Origin of the sequence: Streptomyces sp. NPDC059010 (genome assembly GCF_042740355.1) — a bacterium.
GTDB lineage: Bacteria > Actinomycetota > Actinomycetes > Streptomycetales > Streptomycetaceae > Streptomyces.
This window is the reverse complement of the sequence record NZ_JBHYJA010000016.1, coordinates 194,960-217,962: the sequence shown is the minus strand read 5'-3', so window position 1 is coordinate 217,962 and position 23,003 is coordinate 194,960. Positions and strand designations below refer to the sequence as shown.

At 71.5% G+C, this 23,003-nt stretch carries 20 protein-coding genes; 10 read left to right on the top strand and 10 right to left on the bottom strand.

Going from position 1 to position 23,003, the window contains the following annotated elements; translation table 11 throughout:
* The 4 genes from ACFWYS_RS19730 to ACFWYS_RS19715 form a co-directional block, all read right to left on the bottom strand.
* Positions 1–688 (bottom strand): biotin/lipoyl-containing protein (locus ACFWYS_RS19730; RefSeq protein ID WP_384770157.1); only part of this gene is annotated, 688 nt, incomplete at its 3' end.
* A 60-nt stretch (positions 689–748) separates the two neighbouring features.
* Positions 749–2,137: a dihydrolipoyl dehydrogenase gene (gene lpdA / locus ACFWYS_RS19725; RefSeq protein ID WP_384770155.1), complete on the bottom strand. Its 1,389-nt coding sequence runs from the start codon at positions 2,135–2,137 to the stop codon at positions 749–751.
* Between the two features lie 243 nt (positions 2,138–2,380).
* On the bottom strand, positions 2,381–3,928 hold the full coding sequence (locus ACFWYS_RS19720; protein ID WP_384770153.1) for a leucyl aminopeptidase: 1,548 nt from the start codon (positions 3,926–3,928) through the stop codon (positions 2,381–2,383).
* A gap of 196 nt (positions 3,929–4,124) precedes the next feature.
* A complete protein-coding gene (locus ACFWYS_RS19715; protein WP_384770191.1) occupies positions 4,125–4,904 on the bottom strand; it encodes an adenosylcobinamide-GDP ribazoletransferase in 780 nt (259 codons plus the stop codon).
* Positions 4,905–4,977: 73 nt separating this feature from the next.
* Here ACFWYS_RS19715 and ACFWYS_RS19710 point away from each other — a divergent pair, with 73 nt between their 5' ends.
* Positions 4,978–5,742 carry a hypothetical protein gene (locus ACFWYS_RS19710; protein WP_384770150.1) on the top strand — a complete coding sequence of 255 codons (765 nt, stop codon included), beginning with the start codon at positions 4,978–4,980 and terminating at the stop codon, positions 5,740–5,742.
* On the opposite strand, the gene ACFWYS_RS19705 is transcribed toward ACFWYS_RS19710, so the two are convergent.
* Complete coding sequence (locus tag ACFWYS_RS19705) at positions 5,640–6,392, bottom strand: hypothetical protein (protein WP_384770147.1); 753 nt, start codon at positions 6,390–6,392, stop codon at positions 5,640–5,642. The two genes, ACFWYS_RS19710 and ACFWYS_RS19705, sit on opposite strands and share 103 nt — an antisense overlap.
* A 58-nt stretch (positions 6,393–6,450) precedes the next feature.
* Positions 6,451–7,545 carry a nicotinate-nucleotide--dimethylbenzimidazole phosphoribosyltransferase gene (gene cobT, locus ACFWYS_RS19700; protein ID WP_384770144.1) on the bottom strand — a complete coding sequence of 365 codons (1,095 nt, stop codon included), beginning with the start codon at positions 7,543–7,545 and terminating at the stop codon, positions 6,451–6,453.
* A gap of 228 nt (positions 7,546–7,773) precedes the next feature.
* On the opposite strand from cobT, the gene ACFWYS_RS19695 reads away from it, so the two are divergent.
* Positions 7,774–8,586 (top strand): class I SAM-dependent methyltransferase, encoded by an 813-nt coding sequence (locus tag ACFWYS_RS19695; protein WP_384770142.1) that lies wholly within the window; start codon positions 7,774–7,776, stop codon positions 8,584–8,586.
* A gap of 151 nt (positions 8,587–8,737) precedes the next feature.
* On the opposite strand, the gene ACFWYS_RS19690 is transcribed toward ACFWYS_RS19695, so the two are convergent.
* Complete coding sequence (locus tag ACFWYS_RS19690) at positions 8,738–9,940, bottom strand: bifunctional adenosylcobinamide kinase/adenosylcobinamide-phosphate guanylyltransferase (protein ID WP_384770139.1); 1,203 nt, start codon at positions 9,938–9,940, stop codon at positions 8,738–8,740.
* 140 nt (positions 9,941–10,080) lie between these two features.
* On the opposite strand from ACFWYS_RS19690, the gene ACFWYS_RS19685 reads away from it, so the two are divergent.
* Positions 10,081–10,290 (top strand): hypothetical protein, encoded by a 210-nt coding sequence (locus ACFWYS_RS19685; protein ID WP_384770136.1) that lies wholly within the window; start codon positions 10,081–10,083, stop codon positions 10,288–10,290.
* Between the two features lie 52 nt (positions 10,291–10,342).
* On the opposite strand, the gene ACFWYS_RS19680 is transcribed toward ACFWYS_RS19685, so the two are convergent.
* The gene (locus ACFWYS_RS19680; protein WP_384770133.1) at positions 10,343–11,044 is read right to left on the bottom strand and encodes a class I SAM-dependent methyltransferase; all 702 of its coding nucleotides are present in this window, start codon (positions 11,042–11,044) and stop codon (positions 10,343–10,345) included.
* An 83-nt stretch (positions 11,045–11,127) separates the two neighbouring features.
* Positions 11,128–11,772, bottom strand: coding sequence for a DUF3043 domain-containing protein (locus tag ACFWYS_RS19675; RefSeq protein ID WP_384770130.1), 645 nt, complete (start codon positions 11,770–11,772; stop codon positions 11,128–11,130).
* Between the two features lie 233 nt (positions 11,773–12,005).
* Between ACFWYS_RS19675 and ACFWYS_RS19670 the strand changes: the two genes are divergently transcribed.
* The 6 genes from ACFWYS_RS19670 (at position 12,006) to ACFWYS_RS19645 (ending at position 20,947) form a co-directional block, all read left to right on the top strand.
* Complete coding sequence (locus ACFWYS_RS19670) at positions 12,006–12,788, top strand: PspA/IM30 family protein (protein WP_384770128.1); 783 nt, start codon at positions 12,006–12,008, stop codon at positions 12,786–12,788.
* Positions 12,789–12,830: 42 nt separating this feature from the next.
* Positions 12,831–13,109, top strand: a complete 279-nt coding sequence (locus ACFWYS_RS19665; RefSeq protein WP_384770188.1) for a hypothetical protein — start codon at positions 12,831–12,833, stop codon at positions 13,107–13,109.
* Between the two features lie 116 nt (positions 13,110–13,225).
* On the top strand, positions 13,226–14,443 hold the full coding sequence (locus ACFWYS_RS19660) for a sensor histidine kinase (RefSeq protein WP_384770126.1): 1,218 nt from the start codon (positions 13,226–13,228) through the stop codon (positions 14,441–14,443).
* A 96-nt stretch (positions 14,444–14,539) separates the two neighbouring features.
* Positions 14,540–15,217: a response regulator gene (locus ACFWYS_RS19655; RefSeq protein ID WP_384770122.1), complete on the top strand. Its 678-nt coding sequence runs from the start codon at positions 14,540–14,542 to the stop codon at positions 15,215–15,217.
* 168 nt (positions 15,218–15,385) lie between these two features.
* Positions 15,386–18,526, top strand: a complete 3,141-nt coding sequence (locus ACFWYS_RS19650; RefSeq protein WP_384770119.1) for an efflux RND transporter permease subunit — start codon at positions 15,386–15,388, stop codon at positions 18,524–18,526.
* A gap of 147 nt (positions 18,527–18,673) precedes the next feature.
* On the top strand, positions 18,674–20,947 hold the full coding sequence (locus ACFWYS_RS19645; RefSeq protein ID WP_384770116.1) for a PQQ-binding-like beta-propeller repeat protein: 2,274 nt from the start codon (positions 18,674–18,676) through the stop codon (positions 20,945–20,947).
* A 28-nt stretch (positions 20,948–20,975) separates the two neighbouring features.
* Here the strand turns inward: ACFWYS_RS19645 and nadA are convergent, their stop codons facing one another.
* Complete coding sequence (nadA, locus tag ACFWYS_RS19640) at positions 20,976–22,160, bottom strand: quinolinate synthase NadA (protein WP_384770113.1); 1,185 nt, start codon at positions 22,158–22,160, stop codon at positions 20,976–20,978.
* A gap of 328 nt (positions 22,161–22,488) precedes the next feature.
* Between nadA and ACFWYS_RS19635 the strand changes: the two genes are divergently transcribed.
* A complete protein-coding gene (locus ACFWYS_RS19635; RefSeq protein ID WP_351201280.1) occupies positions 22,489–22,845 on the top strand; it encodes an iron-sulfur cluster assembly accessory protein in 357 nt (118 codons plus the stop codon).
* Positions 22,846–23,003: the final 158 nt, after the last annotated feature.

Below are 23,003 nucleotides of genomic sequence, written 5' to 3'. Positions count from 1 at the left end.
CCGCGGGGGCGGCCGGGGCGGGGGCAGCGGCGGCGGGGGCCGGGGCGGCCGGAGCCGGGGCGGCCGCCGGAGCGGCACCCGGGGCGCCGATGACGGCGAGCTTGGCGCCGACCTCGGCGGTCTCGTCCTCGCCGACCACGATCTCCAGCAGGACACCGGCGACCGGCGCCGGGATCTCGGTGTCGACCTTGTCGGTGGAGACCTCAAGCAGCGGCTCGTCCTCCGCGACCTCCTCGCCGACCTCCTTCAGCCAGCGGGTCACGGTGCCCTCGGTGACGCTCTCGCCGAGCGCCGGGAGGACCACGTCCGTGCCGGACGCGCCACCGGCCGGGGCGGCCGGAGCGGCGGGGGCCTCGGGAGCCGGGGCGGGGGCCGGAGCCTCGGCCACCGGAGCGGCCGGGGCCGGGGCCTCGGCAGCGGCGGGAGCCGGGGCGGCGGCGGGGGCGCCCGTGCCGTCGTCGATCACGGCCAGCTCGGCGCCGACCTCGACCGTCTCGTCCTCGGCGACCTTGATGGAGGCCAGGACACCGGCGGCGGGGGAGGGGATCTCGGTGTCGACCTTGTCCGTCGACACCTCCAGCAGGGGCTCGTCGGCCTCGACGCGCTCACCCTCGGCCTTCAGCCAACGGGTGACGGTGCCCTCGGTGACGCTCTCGCCGAGCGCCGGAAGGGTTACGGAAACCGCCATGGTTTCGGTTGCTCCTTACGAATTGCGGAAGTCTGAGTCGTCGCGTTCGTCGACCGAGGGTCAGTCGTGCGCGTGCAGCGGCTTGCCCGCCAGGGCCAGGTGGGCCTCGCCGAGCGCCTCGTTCTGGGTCGGGTGGGCGTGGATGAGCTGGGCGACCTCGGCCGGCAGCGCCTCCCAGTTGTAGATCAGCTGGGCCTCGCCGACCTGCTCGCCCATGCGGTCGCCGACCATGTGGACGCCGACCACGGCACCGTCCTTGACCTGGACGAGCTTGATCTCGCCCGCGGTGTTAAGGATCTTGCTCTTGCCGTTGCCCGCCAGGTTGTACTTCAGAGCGACGACCTTGTCCGCGCCGTAGATCTCCTTGGCCTTGGCCTCGGTGATGCCGACGGAGGCGACCTCGGGGTGGCAGTAGGTCACCCGCGGGACACCGTCGTAGTCGATCGGAACCGTCTTCAGACCGGCCAGACGCTCCGCAACCAGGATGCCCTCGGCGAAGCCGACGTGCGCGAGCTGGAGGGTCGGGACGAGGTCACCGACGGCGGAGATGGTCGGGACGTTGGTGCGCATGTACTCGTCGACGAGGACATAGCCGCGGTCCATCGCGACGCCCTGCTCCTCGTAGCCGAGACCGGCGGAGACGGGGCCACGGCCCACCGCCACCAGCAGCACCTCGGCCTCGAACTCCTTGCCGTCGGCGAGGGTGACCTTGACGCCGTCGGCGGTGTACTCGGCCTTGGAGAAGAAGGTGCCCAGGTTGAACTTGATGCCGCGCTTGCGGAACGCGCGCTCAAGAAGCTTCGAGCTGTTCTCGTCCTCGACCGGGACGAGGTGCTTCAGGCCCTCGATGACGGTGACCTCGGAGCCGAAGGACTTCCAGGCGGAGGCGAACTCGACGCCGATGACGCCGCCGCCCAGGATGATCGCGGACTTCGGCACGCGGTCCAGGACGAGGGCGTGGTCCGAGGAGATGATGCGGTTGCCGTCGATCTCCAGGCCCGGCAGCGACTTCGGCACGGAGCCGGTCGCCAGCAGGATGTGACGGCCCTGGACGCGCCGGCCGCCGACGTCGACGGAGGTCGGGGAGGACAGGCGGCCCTCACCCTCGATGTACGTCACCTTGCGGGAGGCGACGAGACCCTGCAGGCCCTTGTACAGGCCGGAGATCACGCCGTCCTTGTACTTGTGGACCCCGGCGATGTCGATGCCCTCGAAGGTTGCCTTCACACCGAACTGCTCGCTCTCGCGGGCCTGGTCGGCGATCTCGCCCGCGTGCAGCAGGGCCTTGGTGGGGATGCAACCCCGGTGCAGGCAGGTGCCGCCGACCTTGTCCTTCTCGATCAGGGCGACGTCCAGGCCCAGCTGCGCCCCGCGCAGTGCCGCGGCGTAACCGCCACTGCCACCGCCGAGGATCACTAGGTCGAAAACGGTGCTGGCGTCGTTCGCCACGTCACGTCCTCCATGCATGTGCGCCGTACGCCGGTCGTCGATGACCGACAGGCGGCTGGTGTCCGGCCGCTCTTTCTTCGGCCCTGTGGTGGGGGCCCTGTCCTGCCGAGCCCCATCTTCGCACTTGTCCACACCGAACGAGACGCCGGGCCGGTGTGTGAGACGCCCCACGTTCAGTTGAGCACGCAGGGGAGAGGGGGCTCCGCCCTACCCGCGCGCGGAGCCCCCTCGTACCCGGTGACCTCAGCCCAGGTCGCCCGCGGCCGTCACCTCGGCCAGCCTGACCAGCGTGCGGACCGCACTGCCGGTGCCGCCCTTGGGGGTGTACCCGAAGGGCCCGCCCTCGTTGAACGCGGGGCCCGCGATGTCCAGGTGCGCCCAGGTGATCCCCTCACCGACGAACTCGCGCAGGAAGAGCCCGGCGACCAGTCCGCCGCCCATCCGCTCACCCATGTTGGCGATGTCGGCGGTAGGAGAATCCATTCCCTTGCGCAGGTGCTCCGGCAGCGGCATCGGCCAGGACGGCTCCCCGACCTCCTCGGCCGCCTCCACGATCGCGGTGCGGAACGCGTCGTCGTTGGCCATGACACCGAACGTCCGGTTGCCCAGCGCCAGCACCATCGCACCGGTGAGCGTCGCGACGTCGACGATCGCGTCCGGCTCCTCCTGCGAGGCCGCCCACAGGGCGTCCGCCAGCACCAGCCGCCCCTCGGCGTCGGTGTTGAGCACCTCCACGGTCTTGCCGCTGAACATGCGCAGCACGTCACCGGGGCGGGTGGCGGTCCCCGACGGCATGTTCTCGGCGAGCGCCAGCCAGCCCGTGACGTTCACCTGGAGGCCGAGCCGCGCGGCGGCGACGACGGCGGCGAACACGGCGGCCGCGCCGCTCATGTCGCACTTCATCGTCTCGTTGTGCCCGGCCGGCTTCAGCGAGATGCCGCCCGAGTCGTAGGTGATGCCCTTGCCCACCAGGGCGAGGTGCTTGCTCGCCTTGGAGTGCGTGTACGACAGCTTCACCAGCCGCGGACCGGCCGCCGAGCCGGCGCCGACGCCGAGGATGCCGCCGTAGCCGCCCTTGGTGAGGGCCTTCTCGTCGAGCACCTGCACCTTGATGCCGTGTTCCTTGCCCGCGGCCGAGGCGATCGCGGCGAAGGACTCCGGGGTGAGGTCGTTCGGCGGGGTGTTGATCAGGTCGCGGGCGCGGTTGAGCTCCTCGGCGACGGCGGTGGCGCGCTCGATCGCCGCCTTGTGCTCCTTGTCGCGGGGCTTGCCGCCGAGCAGGGCCGCCTCGGCGAGCGGGGCCTTGCCGTTCTTCTTGTTCTTCGCGTCCTTGCCGTTCGCCTTGTAGGCGTCGAAGGCATAGGCGCCGAGCAGCACGCCCTCGGCGACGGCGCCGATGTCACCGGCGTCGCCCAGCGGCAGCGCGAACGCGGCCTTCTTGGAGCCGGCGAGGGAACGGGCGGCGACGCCTGCGGCCTTGCGCAGCGCCTCCCCGTCGTACGCCCCGTCCTTGGCGTCCGCGGGCTCGGCGCCCAGGCCGACCGCCACCACGAGGGGGGCCTTGAAGCCGGCGGGGGCGGGGAGCTTCGTCACCTCGCCCTCGGCGCCGGAGGCACCGAGGGTCTCCAGGACGCCGGCGAGCTTGCCGTCGTACGCCTTGTCCACGGCCTCGGCGCCCGGGGCGACGACGAGTCCCCCGGACCTGGACGCAGCGCCCTTGGCGACACCGATCACGATCGCGTCGGCTCGCAGGCCGGGCGCCGCTGCGGTGCTGAGAGTGAGAGCAGTCACGGTGGTGAATTCTCGCTTCCGATGTGAAGTTGCATGGCCGAATTGGTGTGGGTCGACCGGGCCCGACGGCCGACCCTAGTTCGGTCCTACGGGTGGGGTGACGGCGGGGCCTTCCCCGGTACGGCGAACACTCGGGACGAGCCTACGCTCGTGTGAGCGTTCGCTCATTCCTACGGGCGTTCACCTGTCGGTGGCGTCAGCCCAGGGTCAGCACGATCAGGGCGGTCGTCGCCGCCGTCTCCGCGAGCCCGCCGAAGACGTCGCCGGTGACGCCGCCGAAGCGGCGGGTGCAGTGCCGCAGCAGGAGTTCGGCGGCGGCCAGTGCGGCGAGCACCGCGAGGGCGGTGCGGGCGATGTCGTACGTCCCGAACAGCGCCCCCGCCGCGGCGGCGACGCCGGTCGCGGCCAGGGCGACGGCCACCGCACCCGGCACCGGAACGACCCCGGCCACCGCGGCCCCCAGCCCCTCCGGCCGGGCGGCGGGCACGCCGGTGCGGGCGGCGAGGGTGAGCGCGAGGCGGGCGGCGACCGCCGAGACGAGGGCGGCGAGGGCGCCCCGGGCCCAGGAGTCGTCGTACAGCTGAAAGAGCGCGGCGACCTGCGCGAACAGGGCGAGCACCAGCGTGATCACACCGAACGGCCCGATGTCCGACTGCTTCATGATCCGCAGCGCGTCCTCGGCGGGCTTGCCGCTGCCGAGCCCGTCGGCGGTGTCGGCGAGCCCGTCGAGATGCAGGCCCCGGGTGAGCGCGGCGGGAACGGCGACCGTGGCGACGGCGGCGAGCAGCGGACCGGCGCCGAGGAAGAGGAGCAACAGGCCGAGCGCACCGGCGCCCAGTCCCAGCACCGCCCCGACGAGCGGAGCGCAGAGCATCCCGCCGCGTGCGGCCCCCCGGTCCCACCGACTCACCCTGACCGGCAGCACGCTGAGGGTGCCGAAGGCGAAGCGGAGGCCGTGCAGGGGCGGTGGGGTCATGGACACGCCCGCAGACTAGCCCGGACGCCCCGGCCGCAAGGCGGCCCGCCCCCGTCCCGCACACACTGGGACCATGGGGCACTGGCTGGAACGCAACATCATCGAACCGGGGAAGCTCCCGCTGCTCCTGGCCCTGACCGCGTTCGTCGTCACTTTCCTCGTCACCCGGGTCATCACCCGCCTCATCCGTGCGGGCAAGGGCCCCTTCCGCAACATCGAGACCGGCGCCGTCCACATCCACCACGTGGTCCCGGGTGTCGTCCTCACCGTGTTCGGCGGCTTCGGCGCGGTGTCCAGCAGCCGCTACGGCTTCGGCGCCGCCGTCTTCGCGGTGCTCTTCGGCATGGGCGCGGGGCTGGTCCTCGACGAGTTCGCGCTGATCCTCCACCTCGACGACGTGTACTGGAGCGAGGAGGGCCGCAAGAGCGTGGAGGTCGTCGTCCTCACGGCGGCCATGGGAGGCCTGCTGCTCGTGGGCTTCTCACCGCTGGGCGTCAACGACCTCAACCAGGACGAGACGCAGAGCCGCGGCACCGTCCTGCTCAACATCGCGGTGAGCTTCCTCTTCTCCCTCATCGCGCTCAGCAAGGGAAAGGCCCGCATCGCGATCTTCGGTGTGATCGTGCCGGTCATCGCCCTGGTCGGCGCCATCCGGCTGGCCCGCCCCGACTCCCCGTGGGCCCGCCGCTTCTACGGCCGTCGCCCGCGCGCCCGGGCCAGGGCGAGCCTGCGCGCCTACCGCCACGACCGGCGCTGGGCACGGCCTCGCCGGGCCCTGGAGGAATGGCTGGGCGGCAAGCCGGACGCGCAGCCGGACGGCGCCGTCGACCGCCGCTGACGCCGCCGCCCCCGCACCGCCGCCACCGCGCACAGCACCAGCACCGCCGCGATTGCCGCCAGGTGCTCCTTGCCGGCGAGGTTCTCCTTCAGCGCCACCTCGACCACCATCGCCACGATCACCGCACCGGCGGTGACGTAGGCGCCGTACCGCCACCCGAGGAACACCGCCAGGCCCACCACGGCCGCCGACGGTCCCGTGTCCACGACCCGTGCGTCCTGGGCGGGCAGCCCGATCGGGTGGTCCGGGCCGAGCGCGATGCCCACGCGCGCGTACAGGGTTCCGGCGAGCGTCGCGACGTAGGCGACGACCAGGGTCCGCCACCAGCCCAGACACATCTCGGCGATCCCGAACACGAGCAGCACCTGCGCGAGCGCACCCCACACCGGCAGATCGAGGGCCGGTACGAAGAGGGACAGCGGCGTCCGCAGCAGCGCCAGCCACAGGGGGTCCTCGGCGCGGACGGCCCCGACGTCCTGAACGACCCGGTACCCCCAGGACTGGTTCTGCACGACCTGCATGACCCCGGTGAGACACACCACCCCGAGCGTCATGGGCGCAGCCCACCACCGCCGCTTCACCAACGCCCCCCGTACGGCGCGGTACAACGCCCCCCACTCCGCACGGGCCCAGCGGACGAGGGTGTTCACATGGTGATCATATGTGCATGGTCGGAAGGATTGGCCCGTTTTGTCCCCTACTTGTCCCCTACTCGGTGCCCGACTCCAGCTCGGAGTCCTGTGGCTTCTCCTGCGGCTCCGGCTTCTCCGGCAGCTCCGCCGCCAGTGCCGCCGCCGCCTGGACCGTCGGCAGGGCCAGCAGACCGCCGGCGCCCTCGCCCACCTTCACGCCCTGGTCGAGCAGGGGGTCCAGGGCCATGCGGTCCAGGGCCTTCGCCTGCCCGGGCTCCCCGCTGTCGTGCGCGGCCAGCCACCAGTCCGGGGCCCGGAACGCGATCCGCTGCCCCACCAGCGCACAGGCGGCGACCACCACCCCGTCCAGCACGACCGGCATCTTCCGCACCGCGCTCTGCAGCAGGAACCCGGTGATCGCGGCGAGGTCGGCCCCGCCCACCGTCGCCAGCAGCTGCAGCTGGTCCCCGAGCACCGGCCGCGCCCGGCGCAGCGCGTCCCGGATCGCCGCGCACTTGCGCATCCACGCGAGGTCGTCGATGGCCAGCCCGCCCCGGCCGGTCACCACCGAGGCGTCGGTCCCGCACAACGCCGCGACCAGCACCCCGGCCGCCGTGGTGCCCCCGACGCTCACATCGCCGAGCACCACCAGATCGGTACCGGAATCGGCCTCCTCGTCGGCCACCGCGACCCCGGCCCGGAAGGCGGCCTCCGCCTCCTCCAGGGTCAGCGCGTCCTCGACGTCGATACGGCCGCTGCCGCGCCGCACCCGATGCCGTACGACCGTCTCCGGCAGCGACTCCGGGTCGCAGTCCAGTGCCATGTCGACGACCCGCACCGGGACCCCGAGCCGCCGCGCGAGCACGGACACCGGCCGGCCGCCCTCCAGGATCTCCCGCACCAACTCCCCGGCGCCGCCCGCGGGCCGCGCCGACACGCCCAGCTCGGCGACGCCGTGGTCACCGGCGAACAGCACGACCCGCGGCTGTTCGATCGGCCGTACCGGCACGGCCGCCTGCGCGGCCGCCAGCCACTCACCCAGTTCGTCGAGGCGGCCCAGCGCCCCGGGCGGCACGATCTGACGTTCACGGCGCGCCTCTGCGTCTCGGCGCACCCCTCCGTCGGGGCGCTCGATCAGATCAGTGAAGTCGTCGAGATTAAGCGAGCTCATTCGCCGAACAGTACCGGCACCGGTCGAACAGAACGGCGCCACATGGCCACCGGGGGCTCCGCCACGTCAGCGCCCTGTCCACACGACGTCGTTGCACCTGAGATCGCCATCCCATACGTTCCGTTTTGCAATGGATTGTCAGGGCATGCTCGCACCGTTCCGCCGAACCCCAGCCGTACCCCACCGCCCCACACCCCCCGCCCTACGCCTCGCGCCCGGGAGCCGCCCATGACCGCGACCGCCCCCTCCCAACGACGCCGCACCGCCTGTGCGTTGCCCCTCGCCGCATGCTGGGACCACACCTACGCCCCCCGGTACCTGAAGGCCGTACGCAAGACGTCACCGCGTCGGCTGAGAGCCGCGGCCCTCGCGGCGCTCCCCTTCATCTCCGAGCCGGAGAGCTGGCTGGACGTGGGCACGGGCGACGCCCACTTCCCGGAGGCGGCGAAGGAACTCTTCCCGTACACGGCGTTCGACGGCCTGGACCCCACCCACCGCGTGCTGCACGCGCGCGTGGCCGAGCGGGTGGAGGAGGCCCACGTCGGCCGGCTGACGGACCCCCGGGTCACGGCCCGGCTGCGCACCCGCTACGACGTCGTCAGCATGTTCCGCCACCTGGAACACGCCCCGGACCCCCGCGCGGAGCTCCGCGCCGCCCTGGCGGTCCTGCGCCCCGGCGGCCATCTCGTCCTCGAACTCCCCAACCCCCGCAGCCTGTTCGCCCTGCTGTTCGGCTGCTGCTGGGTCCCGCAGACCCCGCACGGCCATCTGCACCCGGTGCCCCTGCGCAAGCTCCGCGAGGAACTGCGGTCCCAGGGCTGCACGATCGTGGCGACGGACCGCCGCACCCCGCACGTCCCGTACGACCTCGCGGCCACGATCGCCCTGGTCCTGAACCTGGCACTCGGCCCGGTACTGGCCCTGCTGGGCGCCCCCCTGGTGGCCGCCGCCTGGGCGGTGGACCTGGTCCTGGCACCCCTGCTCAGCCTCACGCCTCTCTCGAACGCCTACCGGGTCATCGCCCGCAAGGAGCCAACCTGAGTCCCGGATCGCCGGTCACGACAACCCCCTAAGGGGCGCGGGGAACTGCGCGACCAGCCACAACGCACCTGCACACGACCGGCGACCAATCGCGGCGTCTCCCTGCCGAGCGCAACCGCGGAGCACCACGCTCAACCGCGGAGCACCACGCTCAACCGCGGAGCACCACCGCCTGACCCGCCACCACCAGCACCACCTGCTCGCACTCCCCGCCGAACGCCGCGTTCAGCCGCCCCAGTTCATCCCGGTACCGCCGCCCCGACGCCGTGGCCGGCACGATCCCCGACCCCACCTCGTTGGACACGGCGACGACAGTGCGCCGAGTCGCCCGCACCGCCCGCGTCAGCTCCCGCACCCGCTCCCTGAGCGCCTTCTCGCCGCTCTCCGCCCAGACCGCGTCGTCCCACGCCCCGACGGAGTCCATCGCGTCCGTCAGCCACAGGGACAGACAGTCGATCAGCAACGGCGCCCCGCCCTCGGAGAGCAACGGCACCAGGTCGCACGTCTCGGCCGTACGCCACGACCCCGGCCGCCGCTCCCGGTGCGTGGCGACCCGCTCCGCCCACTCGTGGTCGCCGCCCCGGGTGCCGCCGGTCGCCACGTACAGCACATCCGGGAAGGCCTCCAGCCGCCGCTCCGCCTCCACCGACTTCCCGGAGCGGGCGCCGCCCACCACCAGGGTCCGCCGCGGCACGTCCGGCACGTCCTCGTACGCCCCCACCACCAGCGTCGTCCCGTCCGGCACGGCCCGCGCCCCCGCCGCCGCCAGCCGCCGCCGGGTCTCGGCGCCCGGCGGTACGTCATGGTCCAGATGGACGGCGATGACATCCGTCGCCGGCCCGGCCGCGCCCACCGCCCGCAGCTTGGCCAGGGCGTCCGGCCGCCCCACCACATCCCCTACGACCATGTCGTACATCCCGACGGACCCCTCCTCAAGGCCGGCCGGCGCACCCCCCGGGGGCAGATACAGCAGTCGCTGCCCGTCCGGCCCGGTCACCGCGTATCCCGTGCCCGGCGCGTCCATCGCCACCGCCCGCACCCGATGCCCCGTCAGCAGCGCCAACTCCCGTCCTTCCGGCACCCGCCCGGGCTGCGGCAGCCCCGCGGGCACCTCGACGGCGGGCCCGTCGTGCGGATGCGACAACAGCACCTGCCGTACGCCGCCCAGCGAACGCCCCGCCCGCGCAGCCGCGAACGCCGCCCCAGGGGTGAGATCGAGCAGCAGCGCCCCGTCCACGAGCAACGCGGTGGCCGCCCGCGCATCATCGCCGAGCGCGCCCGCACAGGACGCACACGGACAGTCGGGGCGGGGGAGTCCCGCGGGGGCACCGGTGCCGAGCAGAGTGAGTTCCACGGACCGATTTTCGCCGGTCGCCGCTGATCTTGCGCGCGCGGGACGTCCCATTAGGGTCGCGACCAGCCCCCATGCGTCCGCAGACGGACACGAACCGCATACGCTGTAGCACTGCACGTGTTGACACCTTGGAGGCGTACATGGCGGCATGGACGTGGCGGTTCGAGAAGGCCGACGGGGCGGAGGTCCAGCCCGCGGTGCAGCCCGAGGAGTTCACCACCCAAGGGGACGCCGAGTCCTGGATCGGTGAGCACTGGAAGGCACTGCGGGAAGGCGGCGCGGACCAGGTACGGCTGTTCGAGGACGCCGCGGAGATCTACGGCCCGATGAGCCTGCACGCCGAGGCGTGAACCGGCTGAGGGCGAGGGCGGCAGGCCCTCGCCCTCAGACCTGTGAAGGCTCTCAGCCGCGCACTCCGCACAGATGCAGCAGTGCCGCGACGCTCCGATACGGATCCGTCTTCCCGGCCCGCTGCTCGACCGCCAGCAACGCGTCCACGTCCGCCGGGATCTCCGCGTCGTCGGCCGCCGTGTCGGTGAACACCCGCACCCCGTACCAGGCGTGCAGCGGCGCCCCGATCCCCGCGAGCGTCGACGTCAGCTCCGCGAGCCGGTCCGCCCGGACATCGAGACCCAGCCGGTTCCGGTACTGGTTCGTGTCGAAGGAGGCCGACGCTCCGGCCCAGTCCCCACCCAGCCCCGGGCGCATGGCCAGCGCGTCGGCGTTGCGTACCAGCAGCGACAGCAGTCCGCCCGGGGCGAGCATCCGGGCCAACCCGGCCAGCATCGGATCGGGCTCCTTGATGTACATCAGCACACCGTGGCAGAGCACGACGTCGAAGCTGCCCGGCAGAAAGTGCACACCGGTGTCGCGCCCGTCGCTCTGGACGAGGCGCACCCGCTCGCGGATCCCCTCCGGCTCGCGGGCCAGCTCCTCGCGGGCCACCGCGATCATCTTCGGGTCCTGCTCCACGCCGGTCACCTGATGCCCGGCCCGGGCCAGCCGCAGCGCCTGCGTGCCCTGGCCCATCCCGACGTCGAGCACTCGCAACCGCTGCCCGACCGGGAACCGCCCGGCTATCTGCTCGTCGAGCTGCCGGGCCACCAGCTCCTGTCGTACGACATCACGCAGCCCGCCCAGCCTGTTCAGCCACGCGTCGGCCGCACCCCCGGTGAACGCAGCAGTGCTCAGGGCCGCTCTCCGCGCTTGACCTGCGGCTTCGGCAGCCGGAGCCGGCGCATCTGCAGGGAACGCATCAGGGCGTAGGCGACGGCGCCACGCCTGTTCTCCGCGGGGAAGCGCTCGGCGATCTGCTTCTTCATACGGAAGGCCGTGACGAACGAGTCCAGCACGATCAGCACGATCACGATCAGCCACAGCAGCAGCGCGATGTTCTGCAGCGCCGCCACCCGCACCATGCTCAGCACGAGGATGACCACGGCCATCGGCAGGAAGAACTCCGCGATGTTGAAGCGGGAGTCGATGAAGTCACGCGCGAACTTGCGGACCGGGCCCTTGTCCCGGGCCGGGAGATACCGCTCGTCGCCCCCGGCCAGCGCCTGGCGCTGCTTCTCCAGGGCGGCCCGGCGATCCTCGCGCTGCCGTTTGGCGGCGTCCTTGCGCGACGTCGACGTATTGGCGACGCTGCGACGCTGCGACTGGGCCTCACTGCGCTTGGGCGTGGGGCGGCCCTTCGGGGCCTCGGGGTGACGGGTCTGAGTGGAGTCGGTCACCAGCGCCTTGTCGGCGGCCTGGGCCTTCTCTTCCTTGGCACGGCTACGGAACACAAAACCCAAGGGTACGGGGTGCCAGGGGTTGGACCCCAGCCCCATGGGGAACGATCCGGCAACACCAGTCGTCGTAGGGGGACAGAGGGGACGTTGCGAACCACCCCGGGAGTCACCTACTCCTTACGCCGGAGCGGGAGCGTCAGCAGTCGTCCTTGGGGATGAGCGCATCCGTCCCCGAACAGTGCGTCAATGGATGCAGGGCCCGTACTGTGGGTTCTGTCGCAGAGCTGGAGCTGGACGTCAGAAGGGGGCGCGCGAAGCCCATGAGCGGTGTCATGAAGCGTATGGGGATGATCTTCCGCGCGAAGGCGAACAAGGCCCTTGACCGGGCCGAGGACCCGCGCGAGACCCTCGATTACTCGTACCAGAAGCAGCTGGAGCTGCTCCAGAAGGTGCGCCGCGGAGTGGCCGACGTGGCCACCTCCCGCAAGCGTCTGGAACTGCAGCTCAACCAGCTCCAGTCCCAGTCCTCCAAGCTGGAGGACCAGGGCCGCAAGGCGCTCGCGCTGGGCCGCGAGGACCTGGCCCGCGAGGCACTGTCGCGCCGTGCCGCCCTCCAGCAGCAGGTGACCGACCTGGAGACCCAGCACGCGACGCTGCAGGGCGAGGAGGAGAAGCTCACCCTCGCGGCCCAGCGGCTGCAGGCGAAGGTCGACGCCTTCCGCACGAAGAAGGAGACGATCAAGGCCACCTACACGGCGGCCCAGGCCCAGACCCGTATCGGCGAGGCGTTCTCCGGTATCTCGGAGGAGATGGGCGACGTCGGCCTGGCGATCCAGCGGGCCGAGGACAAGACGGCCCAGCTCCAGGCGCGCGCCGGGGCGATCGACGAACTCCTTGCCTCCGGCGCCCTGGACGACCAGTCCGGCATGCACAAGGACGACATCCAGGCCGAGCTGGACCGGCTCTCCGGTGGTACGGATGTAGAGCTGGAGCTGCAGCGCATGAAGGCGGAGCTGGCGGGCGGTACGTCCTCGCAGCAGGCGATCGAGGGCGGCAACGGCCAGTCGCAGTCCCAGCAGCAGCCGCAGGACACCCCGCGCTTCGACAAGCAGTAGCCGACGGCCGGGGCTCACGCCGAGGAGGCCGAGATGGGCGACATGATCGTCCGGATCATGGGTGAGGGGCAGGTGAAGCTGTCCGACAGCCACCTGCCCGAGCTGAACAAGCTGGACGACGAACTCCTGGCGGAAATGGAGAACGGCGACGGCCCCGGCTTCCGCCGCACCCTCGAAGCCCTCCTCTCCAAGGTCCGCGAACTGGGCACCCCCCTGCCCGACGACTCCCTGGAACCCTCCGAACTGATCCTCCCGTCGCCGGACGCGACGCTGGAGGAGGTCCGGGAGCTGCTCAGCGACGACGGGTTGATCCCGGGCTGAAGCCGGGCCCGTTCCCAGGCTGAGGCCGGGCCGATTCCGGGCTGAAGCCGGGCCGTTCCACGGCTGAGGTCGGCCCCCGTTCCAAGCCCCGCGGGGACGCCGTACCGTAATCAAGCGTGAGCACCCTCGACCGCGCCCGGCGGCATCTGAAAGCGCATCCCATGGCGCTGGACGCGGCGCTGGCCGTCGGCGTACTGGCCTGCATGGTGGCCGGCTCGTTCGTGGACCCGCACGAGAAGGACGGCGTCACCTGGGCGCTGCGCACCCCGGACGCGCTGAGCCTCCTGCTCATCGCCCTCGGCTCCGCGGCCCTGGTCTTCCGCCGCCGCGCCCCCATGACGGTCCTCGCCCTCACCGGCACCGCCTCCGTCGTGGAGTCCGTCACCGGCGACCCCCGCGCGCCCGTCGCCATGTCCGCGGTCATCGCCCTCTACACCGTCGCCTCGACCACCGACCGCCCCACGACCTGGCGCGTCGGCCTGCTCACCATGACCGTGCTGACCGGCTCCGCCATGCTCGCCGGGCCTCTGCCCTGGTACGCCCAGGAGAACCTCGCCATCTTCGCCTGGACCGGCATCGGCGCCACCGCGGGCGACGCGGTCCGCAGCCGCCGCGCCATGGTCGCCGCCATCCGCGAGCGTGCCGAACGGGCCGAGCGCACCCGCGAGGAGGAGGCCCGCCGTCGCGTCGCAGAGGAGCGCCTCCGTATCGCCCGCGACCTGCACGACGTCGTCGCCCACCACATCGCCCTGGTCAATGTGCAGGCCGGCGTGGCCGCGCACGTGATGGACAAGCGGCCCGACCAGGCCAAGGAGGCCCTCGCCCACGTACGCGAGGCGAGCCGCTCCGCGCTCAACGAACTGCGTGCCACCGTCGGCCTGCTCCGCCAGTCCGGCGACCCCGAGGCCCCCACCGAACCCGCCCCCGGCCTCGACCGCCTCGACGAACTCGCCGGCACCTTCCGCAGCGCGGGTCTCCAGGTCGAGGTCGCCCGCGCCGACCAGGGCGCCACCCTCCCCGCCGCCGTGGACCTGGCCGCCTACCGGGTGATCCAGGAGGCCCTGACCAATGTGCAGAAGCACGCGGGCCCGGAGGCGAAAGCCGAGGTCAGCGTCGTCCGCGTGGGACCGAACGTCGAGATCACCGTCCTGGACGACGGCGCCGGGGAGGACGACACCTCCGAGGGCGGCGGCCACGGCCTGCTCGGCATGCGCGAGCGCGTCACGGCCCTGCGCGGCACCCTCACCACCGGCCCCCGCTACGGAGGCGGCTTCCGCGTCCATGCGATCCTGCCGGTCAAGAGCCGTACCCGCGCCGCGGAAGACGCCGGATGACCGCCATTTGACGTCCCGCGGAACTCAAGCGCACCCCGCGGAAGTTGTCGTATGGCGAAGCCACCCGCCCGCTGCCCCGCAGAGGACCGACCTGCCATGACCATCCGCGTCCTGCTCGCCGACGACCAGGCCCTCCTCCGCAGCGCCTTCCGGGTGCTGGTCGACTCCGAGCCCGACATGGAGGTCGTGGCCGAGGCGTCCGACGGCGCGGAGGCGGTGCTGCTGGCCAAGGAGGAGCGGGCGGACGTCGTGCTGATGGACATCCGGATGCCCGGCACCGACGGCCTCGCCGCCACCCGCATGATCAGCGCCGACCCGACTCTCGCGCATGTCCGCGTCGTCATCCTCACCACCTTCGAGGTCGACGACTACGTCGTGCAGTCGCTGCGCGCCGGCGCCTCCGGCTTCCTCGGCAAGGGCTCCGAACCCGACGAACTCCTCGCCGCCATCCGGGTCGCGGCCGGTGGCGAGGCACTGCTCTCCCCGGCCGCCACCAAGGGCCTGATCGCCCGCTTCCTGGCCCAGGGCGACGGCGACGACCGCGACCCGGCCCGCGCCGAGCGGCTCGACGCCCTCACCGTCCGGGAGCGCGAGGTGCTGGTGCAGGTCGCCGGCGGGCACTCCAACGACGAGATCGCCGAGCGCCTGGAGGTGAGCCCGCTGACCGTGAAGACGCATGTCAACCGGGCCATGTCCAAGCTCGGCGCGCGCGACCGGGCCCAGCTCGTGGTGATCGCGTACGAGTCCGGGCTGGTACGTCCAAGGGTGGAGTGAACTGCGCCTCGCGTACTGCGCCCGGAGTATGCGCCGTATAAGGAAATGGACCTGGGGTCTAGGAAACCGGGCTCCCCGATGGCTCAGGGTGTAAGGGCGGGCGCTCATCTGTGAAGCACAGGCGTCTGCTGCCACTTCTGCCGCTCACAGAAGAGAGACCCTGAACCCATGTCCTGGCTGTCCAGATTCAGCCTCGCCCAGCGTGCCCTGATAGGCCTGATGTCGATCATCGCGATCGCCTTCGGCGCGATCGCGATACCCCAGATCAAGCAGCAGTTGCTGCCCTCCATCGAACTTCCCATGGTGTCCGTGCTCGCCCCGTACCAGGGCGCGTCGCCGGACGTCGTCGAGAAGCAGGTCGTCGAGCCGATCGAGGACAGCCTCGAAGCCGTCGACGGCGTCACCGGAGTCACCTCCACGGCCAGCGAGGGCAACGCCGTCATCATGGCGTCCTTCGACTACGGCCCCGACACCAAGCAGCTCGTCGCCGATGTTCAGCAGGCCGTGAACCGGGCCCGCGTGCAGCTGCCGGACGATGTGGACCCGCAGGTCATCGCCGGTTCCACGGACGACATCCCGACGGTCGTGCTGGCCGTCACCTCCGGCGCGGACCAGCAGGCCCTGGCCGACCGGATCGACCGGACCGTCGTGCCGGACCTGAAGGAGATCGACGGCGTCGGCCAGGTCACCGTCGACGGCGTACGCGACCTCCAGGTCACCGTCACGCCGGACGACGCCAAGCTGGCGAAGGCCGGTCTGACCTCGGCGGCCCTCTCGCAGGCCCTGCAGGCGGGCGGCGCCACCGTCCCGGCGGGCTCCTTCGACGAGGGCGGCAACAACCGCACCGTCCAGGTGGGCGGCGGCTTCACCTCGCTGCAGCAGATCAAGGACCTGATGGTCACCGGCGAGGCCGCCTCCGGCACGAAGCCGGTCCGCCTCGGTGACGTCGCCTCCGTCAAGCAGGAGCAGGCCCCGGCCGACTCCATCACCCGCACCGACGGCAAGCCGTCCCTCGCGGTCGCGGTCACCATGGACCGCGACGGCAGCGCGGTCGCCATCTCGGACGCGGTGCAGGACAAGCTGTCGGAGATGCGCAAGGACCTCGGCTCGGACGCCACGATCACCGTGGTCAGCGACCAGGGCCCGGCGGTGAAGAAGTCCATCGACGGACTGACGACGGAGGGCGCGCTCGGTCTGCTCTTCGCGGTCCTGGTCATCCTGGTCTTCCTCGCGTCGATCCGCTCGACGCTGGTGACGGCGGTCAGCATCCCGCTCTCCGTCGTCCTGGCCCTGATCGTCCTGTGGACCAGGGACCTCTCCCTGAACATGCTGACGCTCGGCGCGCTCACCATTGCCATCGGCCGTGTCGTCGACGACTCGATCGTGGTCCTGGAGAACATCAAGCGTCACCTCGGCTACGGCGAGGAGCGCGAGGACGCCATCCTCAAGGCGGTCCGCGAGGTCGCCGGCGCGGTGACCTCCTCGACCCTCACCACGGTGGCCGTGTTCCTGCCGATCGGCCTGGTCGGCGGCATGGTGGGCGAGCTGTTCGGCTCGTTCAGCCTGACGGTGACGGCGGCCCTGCTGGCGTCGCTGATCGTGTCCCTGACGGTGGTCCCGGTCCTGTCGTACTGGTTCCTGCGCGCGCCGAAGGGCACGCCGGCGGACGCCGAGGAAGCGCGCCGGATGGCGGAGGAGAAGGAGGCGAGGAGCCGGCTCCAGCGCCTCTACGTCCCCGTCCTGCGGTTCGCGACCCGTCGCCGGCTGACCAGTGTGCTGCTGGCGATCGTCATCCTCATCGGTACGTTCGGCATGGCGCCGCTGCTGAAGACGAACTTCTTCGACCAGGGCGAGCAGGAAGTCCTCACCGTCAAGCAGGAGTTGAAGCCGGGCACCAGCCTGGCCGCGACCGACGAGCAGGCGAAGAAGGTCGAGCGGCTGCTCGCCGGCACCGAGGGCGTCAAGGACTACCAGGTCACGGTCGGCTCGTCCGGCTTCATGGCGGCATTCGGCGGCGGCACCGACACCAACCAGGCGTCGTACCAGGTGATGCTGGAGGACTCGGCGTCGTACGACGACGTACAGGACCGCATCGAGACCGGCCTGAAGAAGCTGGGCGGCATCGGTACGACCACCATCGCAGCCGGCGACGGCTTCGGCGCCCAGGACCTGAGCGTCGTCGTGAAGGCGGCCGACGCGGAGGTGCTGCGCAAGGCGTCGGAGCAGGTGCGGGACGCGGTGGCGGGCCTGGACGACGTCACCGACGTCACCAGCGACCTGTCGCAGAGCGTGCCGCGCATCTCGGTGAAGGCCAACGACAAGGCGGCCGCGGCGGGCTTCAACGACCAGACCCTCGGCATGGCGGTGGGCCAGGCGGTCCGCGGCAACACGGCGGCCCAGGCGATCCTCGACGACACCGAGCGGGACATCGTCATCAGGGCGGCCGAGCCGGCGAAGACCCTGAAGCAGCTTCAGGACCTGCGCCTCGGCCCGGTGAAGCTGGGTGACATCGCGGACGTGAAGCTGGTGGACGGCCCGGTCTCGATGACCCGGATCGACGGCCAGCGCGCGGCCACGATCACCGCGAAGCCGACCGGCGACAACACGGGCGCGGTGAGCGCGGACCTCCAGTCCAAGATCAACGGCCTGACGCTCCCGGCGGGTGCGACGGCGTCGATCGGCGGTGTCTCGCAGGACCAGGACGACGCGTTCGCCAACCTGGGCCTGGCGATGCTGGCGGCGATCGCGATCGTCTTCATGCTGCTGGTGGCGACGTTCCGTTCGCTCGTCCAGCCGCTGATCCTGCTGGTCTCGATCCCGTTCGCGGCGACGGGCGCGATCGGTCTCCTGGTGGCGACCGGCACCCCGATGGGCGTCCCCGCGATGATCGGCATGCTGATGCTGATCGGCATCGTGGTGACGAACGCGATCGTGCTGATCGACCTGATCAACCAGTACCGCAAGCAGGGCTACGGCGTCGTCGAGGCCGTGATCGAGGGCGGCCGCCACCGTCTGCGGCCCATCCTCATGACGGCCCTGGCGACGATCTTCGCCCTGCTGCCGATGGCCCTGGGCGTCACCGGCGAGGGCGGCTTCATCGCCCAGCCGCTGGCCGTGGTCGTGATCGGCGGTCTGATCACCTCCACCCTGCTGACCCTCCTCCTCGTCCCGACGCTGTACGCGATGCTGGAACTCCGCAAGGAGCGCCGGGCGAAGAAGCGGGCGGCGAAGCGGGCCAAGAAGGCGGGAACGCCTGCCGAGCCGGACTCGACCTCAACCTCGGACGAGCCGGAGCCGGCAGGGGTCTGACGGCCTCTCGCCGACCGGTACGGCGACGGTCGTGATCCACACGGCGGCCGGGTCCCCGATCCACCAAGATCGGGGACCCGGCCTTCGGCGTTTTCGGGTTACGTATTCTTTGCCTCGAACTGCTCTGCGGTGGAAGGGGATTCGGGCGTGCCATTGCACAGGGACGACCCGAGGTCGGTCGGCGGGTACAGGCTGGTCGACCGGCTCGGGGCCGGAGGCATGGGGGTCGTCTACCGGGGCAGGGCACGCTCGGGCCGTGAGGTCGCCGTCAAGGTGGTGCACGCCCAGTACGCCGAGGACCCCGTCTTCCGTACCCGGTTCCGGCAGGAGATCGAGGCCGTCCGCAAGGTGAGCGGCGCCTTCACCGCGCCCGTCGTGGACGCCGACCCCGAGGCGGCCCGGCCCTGGATGGCGACCCAGTACGTGCCCGGCCGCTCGCTCGCCGAGCGGCTGCGTGAGCGGGGCCCGCTGCGGGAGGCCGAGTTGCGGCAGCTGGCGCTGGGGCTGGTGGAGGCGCTGCGGGACATCCACCGGGCCGGGGTGGTGCACCGGGACCTGAAACCGGCCAACGTCCTGATGGCCGAGGACGGTCCCCGCGTCATCGACTTCGGCATCTCCCGCGCGGCGGAGAACCACCAGACCCTCACCGAGACCGGCCAGATGATCGGCACCCCGCCCTTCATGTCCCCGGAACAGTTCACCGACGCCCGCACGGTCGGCCCCGCCTCCGACGTCTTCTCGCTCGGGGCGCTGCTGGTGTACGCCGTCACCGGGCGCGGCCCCTTCGACGCGGACAGCCCCTATCTGACGGCGTACCGGGTGGTCCACGACGAGCCTGTGCTGGACGGGCTGGCCCAGCCGCTGCGCTCGGTGCTGGAGCGCTGCCTCGCCAAGGAGGTGGCGGACCGGCCCGAACTCGGCGAACTGGCAAGGGAGTTCGGGGCCGTCCTGCCCGAACCGGCGGACGACGACCCGCAGACGGTGAGCCTGCGCCTGGACAGCCTGGCCGACCGGGAGACCAGCCCAGGGAACGGCGCCGACGGGACGGCGGCCACCGGTTCCGGGAGTCTCGGCCGGCGGACGTACGCCACCCTCTCCGGCCGCAGCGGCCGTTGGCGTCCGCTGTGGGCCGCCACCGGCACGGTCGGCGCCCTCGCCCTGGGGCTGACGGGCTATCTGACGCTCGGGCCGGGCCTGGCGGAAAGCGGCGACCGGCCGGCGTCCTCACCGTCCCCCGCACCCTCCTCCTCCCGGTGGTCGGCGCTGCCCGACGGCTGGCGGGTTTGGCAGACGACGGTGGACGAGACGGCGCCCCTCGGTGCCCGGAAGGCGGTCGCGCCCTCGTTCGAGGGTGACTCCTCCTGTCTGATGCACGACCTCGCCGCCTACTGCGCGGGCCAGGGAGTCCTCCCGGTACGTCTGAACGGCCTGACCGGCGAAACCGTGTGGCGTGCCGACCTCGCACCGGCACACACCGATGGCCCGAACTACTGGGCCAAGCCCCTCGGCATCCGCGAGGGCGCGATGCTGGTCCGGCAGAACATCACCAGCGCGGACGGACAGACCGAGACAACCCAGGTGATCGCCCTGGACAACAGGACGGGCGCCCGGCTGTGGTCCCGCAAGGTGAACGACCAGAACGTCGACCTGGTCCTGTCCGGGGAGCTGGTCCTGACGGCCGAGGCCGACGGCCGGACGGTGACGGCCCGCTCGCCGCGCACCGGTGCCGCGCGCTGGACCATGAAGGTGCCCGCCGGCTACTACTGCACGTTCACCACGACCGGCACGGACCTGAAGGACCTGTACGCCCACTGCACGCTGGACGAGTCCGAGAAGTCGCTGGTCCTGGCGGTGGACCGGGCCGACGGCTCGGTGCGGCGCATCGAGGTGCCGTACGCGAGCGGCATCCTCGGCAGCCTCGACGGCCGGCTGGCCGTGCTGGTGTGGACCGACGACCGGGTGGCGGGGAGTTCGGCGTACGACCGGATCCTGCTGATCGACCAGGACACGACGGCCCGCAGCACGACGAAGCTGGCGAAGGCCTACGACGGGGAGCCGACGCTGGCGGACGGCACCCTGTGGGTCGTGTCGGCCAACGGCCGGGTGACCGCCGTGTCGGCCCGCACCGGCAAGCAGCTCTGGCAGACCCCCACCAGCCTGGAGAGTCCGGGCAGGGCCACGTACGACACGCGGACGCACACCCTGTACCTGGCCAGCAGCAGCGGCCGGGTGGCGGCCCTCGACACACGCGGGGGGAAACTGCTGTGGGAGACACTGCCGCGGGTCTCGCGGGTGTTCTCCGGCGGCACGGTCGGGCCCGAGGTACAGCTCAACGAGGGCGCGCTGGTCGTCACCGCTCCCGACGGCACCGTCTTCGGCCTCGACCCCGCGCACCCCGAGCGGAAGCCCGCTTCGGGGTGACGACGGGGCAGGGCGACGGGGTACCGCGCTACGGCAGCGCCAGCATCCGCTCCAGCGCCAGCTTCGCGAACGCCTCGGTCTCCTTGTCGACCTCGATGCGGTTGACCAGATTGCCCTCGGCCAGCGACTCCAGCGCCCAGACCAGGTGCGGCAGGTCGATGCGGTTCATGGTCGAGCAGAAGCAGACCGTCTTGTCGAGGAAGACGATCTCCTTGCCCTCGGGCGCGAAACGGTTCGCCAGGCGCCGTACGAGATTGAGCTCGGTCCCGATGGCCCACTTGGAGCCGGCCGGGGCGGCCTCCAGGGCCTTGATGATGTACTCGGTCGAACCGACGTAGTCCGCCGCGGCGACGACCTCGTGCCTGCACTCGGGGTGGACCAGGACGTTCACGCCCGGGATGCGCTCGCGCACGTCGTTCACCGACTCCAGGCTGAACCGGCCGTGCACCGAGCAGTGGCCCCGCCACAGGATCATCTTCGCGGCGCGCAGCTCATCGGCGGTCAGTCCGCCGTTCGGCTTGTGCGGGTTGTAGACGACGCAGTCCTCCAGGGACATGCCCATGTCCCGGACGGCGGTGTTGCGGCCGAGGTGCTGGTCGGGCAGGAACAGGACCTTCTCGCCCTGCTCGAAGGCCCACTCCAGCGCCCGCTCGGCGTTGGACGAGGTGCAGATCGTGCCGCCGTGCTTGCCCGTGAACGCCTTGATGTCCGCGGACGAGTTCATGTACGACACCGGCACGACCTGCTCGGCTATGCCGGCCTCGGTCAGCACGTCCCAGCACTCGGCGACCTGCTCGGCCGTCGCCATGTCGGCCATCGAGCAGCCGGCGGCGAGGTCGGGGAGGACCACCTTCTGGTCGTCGGACGTCAGGATGTCCGCCGACTCCGCCATGAAGTGCACACCGCAGAACACGATGTACTCGGCCTCCGGGCGCGCGGCGGCGTCCCGGGCCAGCTTGAACGAGTCACCGGTCACATCCGCGAACTGGATGACCTCGTCGCGCTGGTAGTGGTGGCCGAGCACGAAGACCTTGTTCCCGAGCTTCTCCTTCGCTGCCCGGGCGCGCTCGACCAGGTCCGGGTCGGACGGCGAGGGCAGGTCGCCGGGACACTCGACGCCGCGCTCGCTCCTCGGGTCGGCCTCGCGGCCGAGGAGCAGCAGGGCGAGGGGCGTCGGCTGTACGTCGAGCTCCTGGGTCTGGGCGGTGGTCACGACACGCACCCTTTCTGTTCTGCGGCTCGCCGGGGCCGGAAAAGTCCGGACCCGGCGGGTCAAGCGGGACACCTTCACCGACTTCTCGTCGGATTGACGCTATCTATCATAACCGGTTCACGTCAGTTTGACGATGGCCATCATGTCGATGTGACGTGAATCCCGGTGACGGCCCCGCGTATTCCCCAAAGAGGCGTTTTCCGCTTCGCGCACCGTGTGCGAGCATGAAGAAGGACCGAAAGACAAGCATCCGGCCCGGAATGAATCCGCCGCCCCGCCGGTTGCAATGGTCGGCAAGCAGTCTCCGTACAACCCGGGAGAGATGTAGATGTCCGTATCGGACGAGACCAGCACCGCAACCGACGGCATCATCCTCAGTGACGCCGCCGCGGCCAAGGTCAAGGCCCTGCTCGACCAGGAAGGCCGCGAAGACCTCGCGCTGCGTGTCGCCGTTCAGCCCGGTGGCTGCTCCGGCCTGCGCTACCAGCTCTTCTTCGACGAGCGCTCGCTCGACGGCGACGTCGTCAAGGACTTCGACGGAGTCAAGGTCGTCACCGACCGCATGAGCGCCCCGTACCTGGGCGGCGCCTCCATCGACTTCGTGGACACCATCGAGAAGCAGGGCTTCACGATCGACAACCCGAACGCGACGGGCTCCTGCGCCTGCGGCGACTCCTTCAGCTAGGTCCCGCCGGCAACAGCCGAGGCGAAACGCGCAAAGGCGGGGGGCCCCCCCCCCCCGGCCGCCCCCCCGGGGGCTAGGGCGGGGGGGTGCGGCGGCGACAGCCCCAGCGATGGAGCGGGGGATTAAGAAAAAAACACACACGCACACACACACACTGT